Raw genomic sequence first — 15,509 nt, 5'->3', positions numbered from 1 at the left:
GCGCCAGCACATCGTCGTGTCCGGGCCCGCGCACCACTGGTCCGGACACCATCAAAACCAGGAGACGCGGATGGACTTCAGCTATCTGACGACACTGCCCCACGCGGTACGCCACTTCGCGCGCCTGCGGCCCGAGGCGGTGGCGTATGCGTTCGAAGGCCGGCAGACCACCTATGCCGGGTTCGAGCGGAACACCAATCGCGTGGCACAGGCCCTGCTGGCTGAAGGCGCCGGGGTCGGCGAGCGCATCGGCTATATCGGCAAGAACAGCGACCACTATTTCGAGCTGCTGCTTGGCGCGTCCAAGATCGGCGCGGTGATGACGCCGGCCAGCTGGCGCCTGGCGCCGCCCGAGGTGGAGTTCATCCTTGGCCATTGCGATGCCGTGGTGCTCTTCGTCGGGGCGGAATCGGCGGCGATGGTCCGGAACCTGCTGCCCACGCTGCCGATGGTGCGCAAGGTGGTGGTGATGGAGCCGTGCGCCGAGCAAGGCGACTGGCAGTGCTACACCGACTGGCGCGACGCGCAGCCGGACACGCCGCCCGCGCACCAGCCCGCCGCGCATGACGTGCTGCTGCAGCTGTACACATCCGGCACCACCGGCCGGCCCAAGGGCGCGATGCTCACGCACCGCAACCTGACCATCGGCACCGAAGTCAGCGAGCGCGAGAACGTGCGCTGGTCGCACTGGGTCGCCGACGATGTTTCGCTGGTGGCGATGCCGGTGGCACATATCGGCGGGTCCGGCTGGGGCCTGCGCAACCTGCTGTCCGGTGCCAAGGGCGTGGTCGCGCGCGAGTTCGATCCGCGCGCGGTGCTCGACTTTATCGAGAAGGAGCGCATCAGCAAGCTGTTCCTGGTGCCCGCCGCGATGCAGATCGTGCTGCGCGACCCGCGCGCGCGCCAGGTGGACTACTCGCGCCTGAAGTACCTGCTGTACGGCGCCGCGCCGATTCCGGCGGCGCTGCTGCGCGAGGGCATCGAGGTGTTCGGCTGCGGCTTCGTGCAGCAGTACGGCATGACCGAGACCACCGGCACCGTCGTGGCGCTGCCGCCCGAGGACCACACCACCGAGGAAGTGCCGCGCATGCGTGCCGCGGGCAAGCCGCTGCCTGGCGTGGAGATCAAGGTGGTCGACTATGAAGGCCGCCAGCTCGCGCCGGGCGAGGTCGGTGAGCTCGTAGTGCGCTCGCAGCACAACATGGCCGGCTACTGGAAGCAGCCCGAAGAGACCGCGCGCACCATCGACGCCGAAGGCTGGCTGCGCACCGGCGACGCGGGCTACATGGATGCCGAGGGCTACCTGTACATCCATGACCGCGTCAAGGACATGATCATCAGCGGCGGCGAGAACGTCTATCCGGCCGAGGTCGAAAGCGCGATCTACGGCCACCCGCAGGTGGCCGACGTGGCGGTGATCGGCGTGCCGGACGAGAAGTGGGGCGAGGCGGTCAAGGCCATCATCGTGCTAAAGCCGGGGCAGGCGCCGGACCAGGCCGGCATCATCGCGTGGACGCGCCAGCGCCTGGCGGGCTTCAAGGTGCCCAAGAGCATCGAGTTTGTCGAGGCGCTGCCGCGCAACCCGTCGGGCAAGCTGCTGCGGCGCAAGCTGCGCGAGCCGTTCTGGGAAGGGATGAACCGGCGGGTGAACTGACGCCGGCAAGCAGCAAGCAAGAGCCCGCCGTCACTGGCGGGCTTTTGCTTTGGCGGGCAGGGAGCGGGGCGCCCGCTATAATCCGCGCAGGCACTGTGCCGCCTCACCACGTCACCCTCAATATTGCGCGACAACTCCCCCCAGCCATGTCCAAGGACCCCGCGCAAGCCCGCCTGACCCGCCGCTATGTCGAAAAGCGCGAGGCCATCCTGGACGCCGCCGCGCGGCGCTTCAACCACCAGGGCGTACGGGGCACCACCTTGTCGGATGTCGCCGAGGACGTGGGCCTGAGCACCAACAGCATCACGTACTACTACCGCAAGAAGGAAGACCTGGTGGTGGCGTGCCTGCTGCGCGCCATCGGCGAGATGGTGGACATTGCCAGCGCGGCCCAGCAGCAGCCGGCGCCGCGCGACCGGGTGGAGGCCTTCATCGCGCTGTTCTTCGAGCGCCTGGCGCGTACCGCCACCGGCGAACGGCCTGAGCTGATGAGCTTTCGCGAGATCCGGGCGCTGCCGGACAGCCATGCCGATATCGCATTCGACGCCTACACCGACATGTTCCGCCGCATCCGCCAGCTGCTGCGCGAGCGCCCGCCGGCCGATCCGGCGCAGCGCAGTGCGCTGAGCGCGCGCGCCCACCTGCTGCTGTCGCTGGCGACCGGCGCGATGTCATGGGTGGAGCGCTATGAGCCTGAGGACTATCCGAAGGTGGCGCAGACCGTGGTCGACGTGCTGCTGCACGGCATTGCCGCGCCGTCGGCCCGCTGGCATGCGCAGATGGACGTATCCGCGCTGCTGCCGGCGCCGGACAAGCCCGAGACCACGCAGGAGGCCTTCCTGCGCGCGGCGACCGAGTTGCTCAACGAGCAGGGCTATCGCGGCGCGTCGGCCGACCGCATCTCGGCGCGGCTGAACCTGACCAAGGGCGCGTTCTACCACCACAACGAGAACAAGGACGACCTGATCTCGGCCTGCGTCGACCGCATGTTCGCAGTGATCCGCAATACCCAGACGCTGGTGGAGAACGGCCCCGGCACCGGCTGGGACAAGCTGTGCGCGGTGTCGCGGGCGCTGGTGCAATACCAGTTCTCCAGCCAGGGGCCGCTGCTGCGCCTGACCATCTATGGCGCGCTGCCCGAGGACATGCGCAAGGAGAAGATGCTGACCATGAGCCGGCTGTCGGCGCGGATCGTGCGCTTCCTGGTGCTGGGCATGCAGGATGGCTCGATCCGGGCACTGGACCAGTCCATTGCCGCGCTGCAGGTCAACGGCATGATCAATGCCGCGGTGGAGTTGTCCCGCTGGGTGCGCGACGCCCATGCGGACAACGCCGCTGACCTGTTCGTGCGGCCGTTGCTGATGGGGATCCTGTCGGAGCCCTGAGCGCTAGCACACGCTCAAGTGTAGAGGTGGCAGGCCACCATCTGGCCATCCGGCTGCGCCTGCAGCGCCGGGTCTTCGCTGCGGCAACGCGCCATCGCCACCGGGCAGCGGGTATGGAAGCGGCATCCCGACGGCGGATTCATCGGGCTCGGCACCTCGCCCTGCAGCACAATGCGCTTGCGGCTGCGCTCGCCTTCCACGCTGGCCACCGGCACCGCCGACAGCAGCGCCTGGGTGTAGGGATGGCGGGGGCGGGCGTAGAGCGCCTCGCGGCTTGCGATCTCGACGATGCGGCCCAGGTACATCACCGCGATGCGGTCGCTGATATGCCGCACCACGGCCAGGTCGTGCGCGATGAACAGGTAGGACAGGCCAAGCCGCCGCTGCAGCGACATCAGCACGTTGACCACCTGCGCCTGGATCGACACGTCCAGCGCCGACACCGGCTCATCGCAGACGATGACGCTGGGACCGAGCGCCAGCGCGCGGGCGATGCCGATGCGCTGGCGCTGCCCGCCGGAGAACTCGTGCGGGTAGCGGTCCGCCATATAGGGCAGCAGCCCGACCATGTCCAGCAACTCCGCCACGCGCGCTCGGCGGGCGCTGCGCCCGCCGGGGAAGTCATGCACCTCCAGCGGTTCGCAGATAATGTCACTGACCTTCATGCGCGGGTTCAGGGAGCCGAAGGGATCCTGATAGACCATCTGCACGCTGCGGCGGAATTGCTTCTCCTGCGCCCGCGTGAAGCTGGCCAGGTCGTCGCCGCGAAAGGCGATGCGTCCGGCGCTGGCGGCCAGCATCTTGAGGATGGCAAGCCCGGTGGTGGACTTGCCGCAGCCGCTTTCGCCGACCAGGCCCAGGGTCTCGCCACGGCGCAGCGTGAACGACACGCCGTCGACCGCCCTGACCGAGCCCACCTGGCGCTTGAACAGCACGCCGCGTGTGACCGGGAAATGCACCTTGAGGTCGTCGACGCGCAGGATCTCATCGCCACTCTGCACGTCAGCCCGCACCTCACGCTGCACGCCCGCCTGCACACCGCCGTTGCCCGTTGCCGGCTCCGCTATCGCTTCAATGGAGTTCATGGAGGAAGCATGCCTTGAAATGTTGGTCGGAGAGCTGCCGCGTGGCCGCGTCCGGCACGCCGCGCAACGGCGGCCGGGCGCTGCGGCACTGGTCGATCGCCTGCTTGCAGCGCGGCAGGAAGGCGCAGCCCGGGCCCAGCGCCGTCAGGTCAGGCGGCTGGCCTTCGATGGGAACCAGTGGCTGCCCGGTGTCGCCGTCAATGCGCGGAACGGAGGCCATCAGCCCGCGCGTATAGGGGTGGGCGGGCTGCCGGTACAGGGCCTCGGCGGAGGCGGTCTCCACCAGCCTGCCGCCGTACATCACGGCAACCCGGTCGGCATAGCGCGCCACCACGCCCAGGTCATGCGTGATCAGGATCAGTGCCGTGCCCATGCGCTCGGCCAGGTCCTTCAGCAGGTCCAGTATCTGGGCCTGCACGGTGACGTCGAGCGCAGTGGTGGGCTCGTCGGCGATGATCAGCCGCGGCTCGCAGGCCAGCGCCATGGCAATCATCGCGCGCTGCCGCATGCCGCCAGAGAACTGATGCGGATAGGCTGAAAGCCGGCTCTGGGGCTCGGGGATCTGGACCTTGCCGAGCAGCTCGCCGGCCATCCCCAGCGCGGTCTTCCAGGGCAGGCCGCGATGCAGGTGGATGGGCTCGGCAATCTGCTTGCCGATGGTCAGCGCCGGGTTCATCGACGACATCGGCTCCTGGAAGATCATCGCGATGCGGTTGCCGCGGATGGCGCGCATGCCGCGGGGGCCGAGTTTGAGCAGGTCCTGGCCCTCGAACACGATCTCGCCGGCGTCGATCGAGCCGCCCGGGGCGGGGATCAGGCCCAGTATCGACAGGGCAGTCACGCTCTTGCCCGAGCCGGATTCGCCGACGATGGCCAGGGTCTCGCCCGGGGCCACGTCGAACGAGACCTGGTCGACGGCGGTCACCACGCCGCGATCGGTGCGAAAGCGCGTGGTGAGGTCCCTGACCTGCAGGATGGGCTGCGTCATGCGTGTCTCCTCGGGTGGCGCGGCTCAGAAGCCAAGCTTCTTCTTCATGTCCTGGTCGATCCACATGCGTGCATAGATCGGCCCGGGCCGCACCGCGCCCGCGCGCAGCTCGCCGCCGTAGTTGCGCACCCACGGCCACCAGGCGGTGTACATGTAGGGCGTGGGCAGCCAGATATAGGGCGCCTCGGCCAGGATGTCGCGCGTGAGCCCGCGCAGCGCTTCCTGCCGCTTGCCGAGATCGCGCAGCTCGAAGGCGGCTTCCACCCGCCTGGTGTAAGCGTCGTTGCCCCACTGCGCGGCGTTCCATACCTGTCCCGGCACGAAGCTCTTGCGGATCGTGGTGGTGGGATTGGTATGACCGTTGGCCATCATGTAGCCGGGCGCATTGGTCCGGGTCGTCATCGCGGACAGGAAGGCGCCGTACTCCATCGGCTGGATTTCGATGCGCACATTGACCTGCTCCAGGTACGCGGCGATCAGCGGCAGCAGCTCCATATGGTCCGGGGCGCATGCGCACACCTGCACCTTGAACTTGAAGCCCTTGGGGTAGCCGGCCTCGGCCAGCAGCTTGCGGGCCTTGTCGGGGTTGTAGGTGAAGAGTTCCTTCACGTTCTCCGGCATGGCGCTGAGCGGCTCGAAGTAGCCCACATAGTCCGGGTGCTGCGGATAGGCGAACAGTTCCGCGTTGCCGCCGTAGTATTGCTTGACGATCTCCTGCTTGTTGACCGCCATGTTGAGCGCGCGGCGCACGCGGATATCGTTGAAGGGCTTGGTGTCAACGCGCATGGCCAGGTATTGCCCGGTGAAGGACAGCCAGCGCGACCACTGCAGCTGCGGCGCGCTCTTCTTCAGCTCTTCCACCGAGGTCCAGCGTATGCCTTCCATGACGTCGAGCTTGCCCGTGCGCAGCATGGTGTTGCGCGTGGCTTCGTCCTTGATGGTGCGCAGCACCATCTTGTCGACGAAGGGCAGCTTGAAATCCTTGCCGCCCATCTTTTCGGTATCCCAGTACAAGGCGTTGCGCATATAGGTGCTGGCGTTGCCCTGCACGAACTGGGTCAGCTGGAACGGGCCGCTGCCATTGACATGCTTCCAGTTGCCGGCGCCGGCGGTGGCCACCTCCTTCGGCATGATGCCGGAGTAGTAGCCCCAGCCGAAGCGGTAGTCCCACTCGGCGTTGTACTTGCTGAAGCGGAACAGCACCGTATGCTTGTCCTTCGCTTCCACTTTGGCCAGGTGGTCGAAATAGGTGGGGATCTTCTTCGCGCTTTCGGCCTGGCGCGTGTAGCTGAAGACCACGTCGTCAGCAACCAGTTCGCGCTCTTCCATCACGCCGGGCTTGGCCGGGAACCTGACGCCCTTGCGCAGCCTGACTTCCAGCGTCTGCGGATCGAGCCACTTCCAGCTTTCGGCCAGTTCGCCGCGGATGGCGTCCTCGGGCAGCCACGCGTCGGCCTGGAAGCTGTACTTGCCGCCGAGGCGCCTGGACTTGGACAGGTCGGCCACGAACAGCTGCTCGTAGACCTGGCCGGTGTCGTAGTTCTGCTTCCAGTTCCAGTCGGCGAGGTCCCATGACAGCGCCGAGATGGTCGGGTAGACCGAGCCGATCTCCAGCGTGCCGCCGTACTTGGGCGCGTCGCTCTGCGCGCCCGCCGTGGCTGCGCACAAGGCGAGCACCACGCCCGCCAACATCGAGGATGCCTGTGTGTTCAAACCGAAGCCCTCCGTGGTCGACTGCCGTTGGCCCGGCGGCATGGCCGCGCGGGAAATCCGTGCCCCGCCGCGCCAGCGCCGGCAGGGACTGCAATTCGGGCGGGCGCTAGCGCGTGCCGCGCATGCGTGGGTCCAGCAGGTCGCGCAGGGCGTCGCCGTAGATATTGATCGCGTAGACCACGATGGTGAGGCAGATGCCCGGCGCCAGCGCCAGCCAGGGGCCCTGGAACATGAAGGTGCGCCCGTCGCCGGACAGCATGCCGCCCCACGTGGGCGCGGGCGGCGGCACGCCCAGGCCCAGGAAGGACAGGCCCGATTCCGCCAGGATTGCCGTGCCGACCCGTGTGGTGAACAGCACGATCACCGGGGGCAGGACATTGGGCAGGATATGGCGCCACAGGATGCGCGTGGTTGACGCGCCCATCGACTGCGCGGCGTGGACATACATGTTCTCGCGCACCGAGACCACCGCGCTGCGCACGATGCGCGAGCCGCCGATGCCAAGCAGCAGCCCCAGCGTGCAGACGATCTGCCAGCTGCCCGGGCCCAGCACCGAGACCACCACGATCAGGATCACCAGGTCCGGGAAGCTCATCCAGGCATCGACCATGCGCTGCACGATCAGGTCCAGCTTGCCGCCGAGGTAGCCGGTCAGGATGCCGAGCAGCACCGAGATCGCCGTGGCGAGCGTGGCCGCGCTCAGGCCGATCACCACCGACAGCTGCGCGCCATACAGGCAGCGCGACAGCATGTCGCGGCCAAGGTTGTCGGTGCCGAACGGATGCGCCCAGGAGGGCGCCTGCAGCCGCTGCAGCATGTTGATCTCGTTCATGCCGTACGGCGCCAGCAGGTCGGCAAACACGCCGCAGAACAGGAAGATGGCGCAGATGACCGCGCCGGCGGCGCCCAGCGGCTTGTCGCGGAACAGCCGGCTGAGCAGGCCGCGGCCGGGCACGGCGCGCCGGGCCGGTGCGGCAGCGGGGGCGGCGGGATTGGGGTGCAGGGTGGGCTTGGCCATCAGCGGTGCCTCACTTTGGGATCGAACAGCCCGTAGCTCAGGTCGACGAGCAGGTTGATCAGCATCACCGCGACACCCACCACCAGGAACACGCCGGTGATGACCGGATAGTCGCGCTGGTGCACGGCGTCGAGCAGCAGCAGGCCCATGCCGGGCAGCGCGAAGATCTGCTCGATGATGACCGCGCCGCCGATCAGCAGCGGCGCCTGCAGCCCGATCAGCGTCACCACCGGGATCAGCGCATTGCGCAGGGCGTGGCGCAGCACCACCAGGCGCTCGCTCAGGCCCTTGGCCCAGGCGGTGCGGATATAGTCCTGGCGCAGCACCTCGAGCATCATGGTGCGCGTCATGCGCATGGTGATGGCGGACAGCGCCATGCCCAGCACGATGGCGGGGATCAGCATGTTGCGCACATGCTGCACCGGATCTTCATGGAAGGGCACGTAGCGGGCCTCGGGCGACCAGCCCCACCAGACCGAGGGGAACACCATCACCATGGTGCCGAGCCAGAAGCTGGGGATGGCCAGCATCAGGATGGAGAACGAGCGCGCAATGTAGTCGGCAGCGCTGTCCTGGCGGATGGCAGACAGCACGCCGATCGGCAGCGCCACCGACAGCGCCACCACCAGCGCGATCACGCCCAGCGAGAAGGTGGCGGGGATGCGCGCGGTCACCATCGACAGCACCGGCTCGCCTTGCCACAGGGACTGGCCCAGGTCGCCGCGCAGCACGATGCCGCCGACCCAGTGCACATACTGCTGCCACATCGGGCGGTCCATGCCGAGGGCGCGGACCAGGTCTTCGCGGGTACGGGTATCGGCGCTGATGTCGTTCTGGCTCAGCATCAGGTCGACTACATCGCCGGGCACCATGCGCACGATGGTGAAGACGATCAGACTGGCGAACAAGAGCGTGGGGACCAGTGCCAGCAGCCGGCGCAGCACGTAGGCGCTCATCGCAGCCCTGCCTTGGCGCGGCTAGCCGAAACGGTAGATACCGGCAACACGAATCTGCATGATGCTTGGTACATGTCGTCTCCTGTCTCCCGACCCCTCTATATCCGCCAGCACAGGATTCTGCTGCTGAGTGGGAGTGATTATTGGTATTTCGCCGGTGGCGAAACACCGTTTCGGGTGGTCTTGCGAGGCCGTGATCCCAGCATACTGATCGTTCGAAACGAAAACAACCCGATTGCCGCGCGGAAACGCTAGTGGTTTTCCATGGCCTCGCGGCGGTGTGCGGGACGCGCGCCGGCTAGTAGCCGCGCAGCGTCGCCCAGCGCTGCAACTGGACGTTGGCATCGCCGAGCAGTTCCTCGGCGGTGCGTGCCCGCTTCATGAAGAAGCCGATCTCCAGTGCGTCGGTCATGCCGATGCCGCCATGCATCTGCACGCCCTCCTGCACGGCCAGGGTTGCGGTGGTGCCAGCGCGTGCCTTGGCCACGCAGACCAGACCGGCGGCGTCGTCCATGCCGGCATCGAGCCGCTGCTGGCACTGCAGCACGGCGGCACGGGTGATCTCGATCTCGGTGAACAGGTGCGCGGCGCGGTGCTGCAGCGCCTGGTACTCGCCGATGATGCGGCCGAACTGGCGGCGCTCCTTCAGGTAGGCAAGCGTGCGCTCGAAGGTTTCGTCGGCGATGCCGAGCAGTTCGGATGCCAGCACGGCGCGGCCCACGTCCAGCACGCGCTCCAGCATGGCGGCGCCATTGCCGGGGGTGCCCAGCACGGCGGCGGCCGGCAGCCGGACCTCGCGCAGGGTCACGCGCGCCGCATTGGTGGCGTCGGCCATGACCGTGCGCTCGATCGAGAGGCCGGCGCTGCCGGCGGGCACCAGGAAGAGGGTGATGCCGTCGCGGTCGTCGGGCGCGCCGGCGGTGCGCGCCGCCACGATCAGGGTGTCGGCGACGTGGCCATCGACGACAAAGACCTTGTCGCCATCGAGGCGGAAGCCGTCGCCGTCGGCGCTTGCGCGCAGGGCATGGCGCGTGGGCCGGTGCCTGGCGCTCTCTTCCAGTGCCAGCGCGGTCAGGTGTTGGCCGGCGGCGATGGCGGGCAGCATCGCCGTGCGCTGCGCATCGCTGCCGTAGTGGGTGAGCAGCGCCGCGCCCAGCACGGCGGTGGACAGGAACGGCGAGGGCGCCAGCGTGCGCCCGATCGCTTCCATGATGACGCCGGCCTCCACCACGCCCAGGCCGCTGCCGCCATATTGCTCGGGCACCAGCACGCCGGCGAAGCCGAGTTCAGCGAACTGCTGCCACAAGGCGCGGGAGAAGCCGGTCTCGTCACGGGTATCGCGCAGCGTGCGCAGCGCGGAGATCGGGGCGGATTCGCGCAGGAAGGTCAGGGCGCTGTCGCGCAGCATTTCCTGCGTTTGGTTCAGTACGATGGGCATGGGCGGACTCGTGTCTGGGTACGGGGCAGCGGGGGGAAGCGCACGGGGCCGGGCTCAGGCGCCTGGCAGTCCTAGCAGGCGCTTGGCGACGATGTTGAGCTGGACCTCGCTGGTGCCGCCCTCGATCGAGTTCGCCTTGCTGCGCAGCCACGCGCGTGCCAGCGCACCCTGCTGGCTGCGCTCGCTTTCCAATTCCAGCGCGTCGCTGCCGCCGATCGACATCAGCAGCTCGTAGCGGCGCTTGTTCAGTTCCGCACCGTAGTACTTGAGCACCGACGAGAACGCCGCGATGCCCTCGCCCTGGCGGGCCAGGTCGCGCACCCGCTCGCCGGCCGCGGCAAAGGCGGCCTCGTCGATCTCGAACTGTGCGATGTGCGCGCGCAGCATCGGCTGGTCGAGCCGGCCGGCGGCGTCCAGGCCGATGGCCTTTGCCGCGTGCGCGCCAAGCGGCTGCCGCATGCCGCGGCTGCCGATGGCGCTGATCATCTCGCGCTCGTGGGTGAGCAGGTACTTGGCAATCTCCCAGCCGCCGTTGAGCTCGCCGACCAGTTGTGTGCGGGGCACCGCGACGTCGTCGAAGAAGGTCTCGCAGAACGGGGATTTGCCGGAGATCAGCAGGATGGGCCGGGTCGTCACACCCGGCGTTTCCATGTCGAACAGCAGGAAGCTGATGCCGGTGTGCTTCTGCGCCGCAGCATCGGTGCGCACCAGGCAGAAGATCCAGTCGGCCTGGTCGGCATAGGACGTCCACACCTTCTGGCCGTTGACCAGGAAATGATCGCCGCGGTCCTCTGCGCGGGTCTGCAGCGCGGCCAGGTCGGAACCGGCGTTGGGCTCGGAGTAGCCCTGGCACCAGCGGATCTCGCCGCGGGCGATGCGGGGCAGGTGCTCGCGCTTCTGGGCTTCGGTGCCGTAGCGGAGCAGGGCGGGGCCAAGCATCGAGATGCCGAAACTCTGCAGCGGCACGCGGCAGCCGAGCCGGGCCATTTCCTCGTGCAGCACCTTGGCCTGCTCACGCGGCAGGCCGGCGCCGCCGTATTCCGTGGGCCATTCGGGCACGGTCCAGCCCTTGTCGGTCATGCGCCCAAGCCACTGGCGCTGGGCCTCGGACTGGAAGCGGAACCTGCGCCCGCCCCAGCAGATGTCGTCTTCGTTGCGCACCGGCTGCCGCATCTCGGCCGGACAGTTCTGCTCCAGCCAGGCGCGCGCCTGCTGACGGAAGGTCTCCAACTCGTCCACGCGTGTCTCCTTGTTCTCAGGTGCCTGTCGCTGGACGCCTCTTTCTCTGGCGCGCTGCCGGTGAGGTCGCCCGCACCTGGCTGGTCGGCCAGGCGGCGTATCCCGTTATACAAGTCGCATCTGGCAGCGTCAATACTCAATTACCTAAAACGGATGTGGCGGGTGCAGTGGCCGGAGCTGCAAAGTGCACGCATTGCAGGCCCTGGCCCATCTCCGAGGTTGCGCTGCAGCACGAAATATCTAGGAAATTAAGGGGTAATTTTTCGTAATCCCCCGGTGAAAAGGAGGCCGCGCGTCGAAGGCGTTTCCTGTGGTAGCATCCATTCAAAACATACCGCTATCACGAAAAAGCGGGGATACACCGATTGCGTGAGATGCCGGACAGGCAAGTTGCCAACGCAGACCGGTGCCATAGGGAGACCAAGCCGTGCCCGTCGTCATGCCTTCGCTCGACCAGCGAACGGTTTCGTATCCCGGTGCCGGTGCGCCGGACCGCGTGCGCCGGGTGGATTCAGGCGGCACAGGTCCCGGCGCATGACAGGCGAGCGGACCCCCGAGCGGGTAGCCGGCCCCGACGAGGGACCTGACCTGAGCGCGCATGAACAGGCTGAACGGTGCTATCTCCGGCATGTCGACCAGCATCTGCCGCGCAACGCCCGCGCGTACCTGGCGCACGGCATGCTGGGCATGACCGGGTTCCGGCTGGTGACCGCGCCCACCTTCGTGCCGGCCTACCTGTACCTGCTGTCCGGCTCCAAGCTGACCGTCGGCATCGTGCTGTCGGCGCAGTACGCGGGCATGGCCGCGTCGTCGATCTGGGGCGCCACGCTGATCGAGCACCGCCCGCGCGTGATGCCGCTGATCTACCTGGTGGGCTGGCTGGTCCGCGCGCAGATCCTGGGGCTGGCGCTGTCGGCGCTGTGGCTGTCGGGCGAGGCGGCGCTGGTCGCGGCGGGCATCTTCCTGCTGCTGTTCGGGCTGCTCAACGGCGTGCAGAACGTCAGCTTCAACTACCTGACCTCCAAGATCATCCCGCTGGCGCGCCGCGGCCGGCTGACCGCGCTGCGCAATTTCTGCGGCGGGCTCACGGCGGCCGCGGTGGCGTGGCTGGGCGGGCGCTACCTGGTGGGCAACCAGGTGCTGGGCAACGGCTATGCCGCCACCTTCCTGGCGGCCTTCGTGCTGACCAGCATCGGCATTTCAGCGCTCACGCAGATGCGCGAGCCGACCCTGCACGACGTGCGCCTGCCGGCGGGCTTCCTGCGCCGCCTGGCCGAGGTGCCGGCGCTGCTGCGCGCGGACCGCGATTTCGTGCGCTTCTTCGTGGCGCGTGCGCTGGTGGCGTTCGGCATGATGGCGATGCCGTTCTATGCGATCTATGCCGGCACGCATATCGACCTGTCCGGCGTGGTGCTGGGCTACATGAGCCTGGCCTACCTGCTGGCGCAGACCACCAGCAGCCTGGCCTGGGGCCGCATCGCCGACCGCCATGGCTACCGGCGGGTGTTCCTGGCCAGCATCGCGCTGTGGGTGGCAGCAACACTGCTGCTCTTATGCGGCACGACGCTGCCCGGTTTCCTGCTTGCCTTCTGTGGGTTGGGGGCTGCCTTTGGCGGCTTCTTCATCTCCGCTGACAACCTCGTGATGGAGTTCGGCAGCCGCAAGGACCGGCCCATGCTGCTGGCGGTGTCCGATACCGCCACCTACGCGATGATGGCCATCGGCCCCGTCTGCGGCGGCCTGCTGGCCCAGGGCGTGCGCTTCTGGGTGGTGTTCGCGCTGGCCATCCTGGTCAAGTGCGCCGCCTTCGTGCTGGCCCTGCGCATTGTCGACCCGCGCCGGCGCAGGGCCGCGCTTGAGCATCCGCCGGGGCTGCACCGGCACCCTACACCGATTCAATCCAGGAGAACCGATCCATGACCGCCATCAACGCCGTGACCGACCTCACGGTGGACGCCGACATCGCCGTCCTGACCCTCGACTCGCCCCCCGTCAATGCATTGTCCGCCGCCGTGCGCAGCGGCATCCGCGACGGCGTGGCGCGCGCACTTGCCGACGATGCGGTCAAGGCCGTGGTGCTGATCTGCGCCGGCAAGACCTTTGTCGCGGGCGCGGACATCACCGAGTTTGGCAAGCCGCCGGCGGGCCCGTCGCTGGCAGAGGTGCAGGCCATGATCGAGGACGCGCCCAAGCCGGTGGTGGCCGCAATCCACGGCACCGCGCTCGGCGGCGGGCTGGAGCTGGCGCTGGTGTGCCATTACCGCATCGCCACGCGCTCGGCAAGGTGCGGGCTGCCGGAAGTCAATCTCGGCCTGCTGCCCGGGGCGGGCGGCACCCAGCGGCTGCCGCGTATCGTGGGCCCGGAAAAGGCGCTGGAGATGGTCACCTCGGGCACGCACGTGGCGGCCAGCGCTGCGGCGGAGATGGGCCTGGTCGACCTGCTGACCGACGACGCCTCGTTGCGTGCCGACGCGGTGGCGTTCGCGCGCAAGGTGGTGGCCGAGAAGCGGCCCCTGCGCAAGGTGCGCGAATCCGATGACAAGGTGGCGGCCGCGCGCGGCAAGCCGGAACTGTTCGCTGCCTTCCGCAAGGCCAACGCGCGCCGCTTTCGCGGCTTCGATGCGCCCGAATTCAATATCCGCTGCATCGAGGCGGCGGTGGAGCAGCCGTTCGAAGCCGGCCTGAAGCGCGAGCGCGAACTGTTCACAGAATTGCTCAACGGCACGCAGTCGGCGGCGCAGCGCTACTACTTCTTTGCCTCGCGCCAGGTATGGAACGTGCCCGATGTGGGCGCCGACACGCCCACGCTTGCGGTCAAGCGCATCGGCATCGTCGGCGCCGGCACCATGGGCGGCGGCATCGCCATGAACTTCCTCAACGCCGGCTACCCCGTGACCATCGTCGAGACCTCGCAGCAGGCGCTTGACCGCGGCCTGAAGACGATCCGGGGCAACTACGAAAATACCGCGCGCAAGGGGCGCCTGAGCGCGGCCGATGTCGATGCCCGCATGGCGCTGCTCACGCCCACGCTGGACCTGCAGCAACTGGCCGATGTCGACCTGATCATCGAAGCGGTGTTCGAGAACATGGAGGTCAAGCAAGAGCTGTTCGGCAAGTTGGACCGAATCGCCAAACCGGGCGCCATCCTTGCCACCAATACCTCGGCGCTGGACGTGAACGTGATTGCAGCCTCGACCTCGCGCCCGGAGGCGGTCATCGGCCTGCACTTCTTCTCGCCCGCCAACGTGATGAAGCTGCTGGAAGTGGTGCGCGGCGACAAGACTGCAAAGCCGGTGATCCGCACCGCGATGGAACTGGCGCGCAAGATCGGCAAGGTCGCGGCGCTGGTCGGGGTGTGCCCGGGTTTTGTCGGCAACCGCATGCTGGCCCAGCGCCAGCGCGAGGCCCAGAAGCTGGTGCTGGACGGGGCGCTGCCGTGGGACGTGGACCGCGTGCTGTATGACTTCGGCTTTCCGATGGGCCCCTTCGCCATGAGCGATCTCGCCGGGCTTGACCTTGGCTGGGTGCGCGAGAAGTCCGGCGGCTCGACGCTGCGCGAGGTGCTGTGCGAGATGGACCGTCGCGGGCAGAAGGCCGGCGCCGGCTACTACGACTACGACGAACAGCGCAACGCGAAGCCGTCGCCGGTGGTCGAGCAGGTCATTCGCGACTTCGCCGCGAAACAGGGCAGGACCGGCCGCGTGGTGTCGGAGCAGGAGATCCTGGAGCGCTGCATCTATCCGATGATCAACGAAGGCGCGAAGATCCTGCAGGAAGGCAAGGCGATCCGCGCCTCGGATATCGACGTGATCTGGGTGAACGGCTACGGCTGGCCGGTGTATCGCGGCGGCCCGATGTTCTATGCCGACACCATCGGCCTGGACAAGGTGCTGGCGGCGATGCGGCGCTACCAGGCGCTTTATGGCGCGGACTTCGCGCCGGCGCCGCTGCTGCAGGAACTGGTGGCGCAGGGCCGCAAGTTTGCGGACCTCAAATAGAGGGCGCCGGGGGGAGTCCCCCGGCGCGGCGGGCG

General features: G+C 68.0%; 11 protein-coding genes. 4 read left to right on the top strand and 7 right to left on the bottom strand.

Annotation, left to right across the window (positions count from 1 at the left end):
* Nucleotides 1-70: 70 nt before the first annotated feature.
* Together AC07UK_RS10015 and AC07UK_RS10010 are read left to right on the top strand one after the other, a co-directional pair.
* Nucleotides 71-1,654 (top strand): fatty acid--CoA ligase, encoded by a 1,584-nt coding sequence (locus tag AC07UK_RS10015; RefSeq protein ID WP_436223920.1) that lies wholly within the window; start codon nt 71-73, stop codon nt 1,652-1,654.
* 146 nt (nt 1,655-1,800) lie between these two features.
* The gene (locus AC07UK_RS10010; RefSeq protein ID WP_436223919.1) at nt 1,801-3,039 is read left to right on the top strand and encodes a TetR/AcrR family transcriptional regulator; all 1,239 of its coding nucleotides are present in this window, start codon (nt 1,801-1,803) and stop codon (nt 3,037-3,039) included.
* A 14-nt stretch (nt 3,040-3,053) separates the two neighbouring features.
* On the opposite strand, the gene AC07UK_RS10005 is transcribed toward AC07UK_RS10010, so the two are convergent.
* The 7 genes from AC07UK_RS10005 to AC07UK_RS09975 all read right to left on the bottom strand — a co-directional run bounded on the left by AC07UK_RS10005 (nt 3,054) and on the right by AC07UK_RS09975 (nt 11,476).
* Nucleotides 3,054-4,124, bottom strand: a complete 1,071-nt coding sequence (locus tag AC07UK_RS10005) for an ABC transporter ATP-binding protein (protein WP_436223918.1) — start codon at nt 4,122-4,124, stop codon at nt 3,054-3,056.
* A complete protein-coding gene (locus tag AC07UK_RS10000; protein WP_436223917.1) occupies nt 4,111-5,112 on the bottom strand; it encodes an ABC transporter ATP-binding protein in 1,002 nt (333 codons plus the stop codon). The genes AC07UK_RS10005 and AC07UK_RS10000 overlap by 14 nt, the downstream gene beginning before the upstream one ends.
* A gap of 24 nt (nt 5,113-5,136) precedes the next feature.
* On the bottom strand, nt 5,137-6,804 hold the full coding sequence (locus AC07UK_RS09995; protein WP_436225326.1) for an ABC transporter substrate-binding protein: 1,668 nt from the start codon (nt 6,802-6,804) through the stop codon (nt 5,137-5,139).
* A 127-nt stretch (nt 6,805-6,931) separates the two neighbouring features.
* Nucleotides 6,932-7,843 (bottom strand): ABC transporter permease, encoded by a 912-nt coding sequence (locus tag AC07UK_RS09990; protein WP_436223916.1) that lies wholly within the window; start codon nt 7,841-7,843, stop codon nt 6,932-6,934.
* A complete protein-coding gene (locus tag AC07UK_RS09985) occupies nt 7,843-8,799 on the bottom strand; it encodes an ABC transporter permease (protein WP_035825039.1) in 957 nt (318 codons plus the stop codon). The genes AC07UK_RS09990 and AC07UK_RS09985 overlap by 1 nt, the downstream gene beginning before the upstream one ends.
* Nucleotides 8,800-9,097: 298 nt before the next feature.
* Nucleotides 9,098-10,237: an acyl-CoA dehydrogenase family protein gene (locus AC07UK_RS09980; RefSeq protein WP_436223915.1), complete on the bottom strand. Its 1,140-nt coding sequence runs from the start codon at nt 10,235-10,237 to the stop codon at nt 9,098-9,100.
* Between the two features lie 54 nt (nt 10,238-10,291).
* Nucleotides 10,292-11,476 (bottom strand): acyl-CoA dehydrogenase family protein, encoded by a 1,185-nt coding sequence (locus AC07UK_RS09975; protein ID WP_436223914.1) that lies wholly within the window; start codon nt 11,474-11,476, stop codon nt 10,292-10,294.
* A gap of 534 nt (nt 11,477-12,010) precedes the next feature.
* Here AC07UK_RS09975 and AC07UK_RS09970 point away from each other — a divergent pair.
* Nucleotides 12,011-13,396, top strand: a complete 1,386-nt coding sequence (locus tag AC07UK_RS09970; protein WP_436223913.1) for an MFS transporter — start codon at nt 12,011-12,013, stop codon at nt 13,394-13,396.
* Nucleotides 13,393-15,474 (top strand): 3-hydroxyacyl-CoA dehydrogenase NAD-binding domain-containing protein, encoded by a 2,082-nt coding sequence (locus AC07UK_RS09965; protein ID WP_436223912.1) that lies wholly within the window; start codon nt 13,393-13,395, stop codon nt 15,472-15,474. The genes AC07UK_RS09970 and AC07UK_RS09965 overlap by 4 nt, the downstream gene beginning before the upstream one ends.
* Nucleotides 15,475-15,509 lie beyond the last annotated feature (35 nt).

The organism is Cupriavidus sp. GW821-FHT07C08, assembly GCF_059419025.1.
Note: the sequence above shows the minus strand (reverse complement) of the source record. Positions and strands in the feature narration are given on the sequence as shown.

What these genes read in the sequence shown, in the direction of transcription:
- AC07UK_RS10015 (WP_436223920.1), top strand. Translation starts at nt 71, where the DNA reads ATGGACTTCAGCTATCTGACGACACTGCCCCACGCGGTACGCCACTTC.
- AC07UK_RS10010 (WP_436223919.1), top strand. Translation starts at nt 1,801, where the DNA reads ATGTCCAAGGACCCCGCGCAAGCCCGCCTGACCCGCCGCTATGTCGAA.
- AC07UK_RS10005 (WP_436223918.1), bottom strand. Translation starts at nt 4,124, where the DNA reads ATGAACTCCATTGAAGCGATAGCGGAGCCGGCAACGGGCAACGGCGGT.
- AC07UK_RS10000 (WP_436223917.1), bottom strand. Translation starts at nt 5,112, where the DNA reads ATGACGCAGCCCATCCTGCAGGTCAGGGACCTCACCACGCGCTTTCGC.
- AC07UK_RS09995 (WP_436225326.1), bottom strand. Translation starts at nt 6,804, where the DNA reads ATGTTGGCGGGCGTGGTGCTCGCCTTGTGCGCAGCCACGGCGGGCGCG.
- AC07UK_RS09990 (WP_436223916.1), bottom strand. Translation starts at nt 7,843, where the DNA reads ATGGCCAAGCCCACCCTGCACCCCAATCCCGCCGCCCCCGCTGCCGCA.
- AC07UK_RS09985 (WP_035825039.1), bottom strand. Translation starts at nt 8,799, where the DNA reads ATGAGCGCCTACGTGCTGCGCCGGCTGCTGGCACTGGTCCCCACGCTC.
- AC07UK_RS09980 (WP_436223915.1), bottom strand. Translation starts at nt 10,237, where the DNA reads ATGCCCATCGTACTGAACCAAACGCAGGAAATGCTGCGCGACAGCGCC.
- AC07UK_RS09970 (WP_436223913.1), top strand. Translation starts at nt 12,011, where the DNA reads ATGACAGGCGAGCGGACCCCCGAGCGGGTAGCCGGCCCCGACGAGGGA.
- AC07UK_RS09965 (WP_436223912.1), top strand. Translation starts at nt 13,393, where the DNA reads ATGACCGCCATCAACGCCGTGACCGACCTCACGGTGGACGCCGACATC.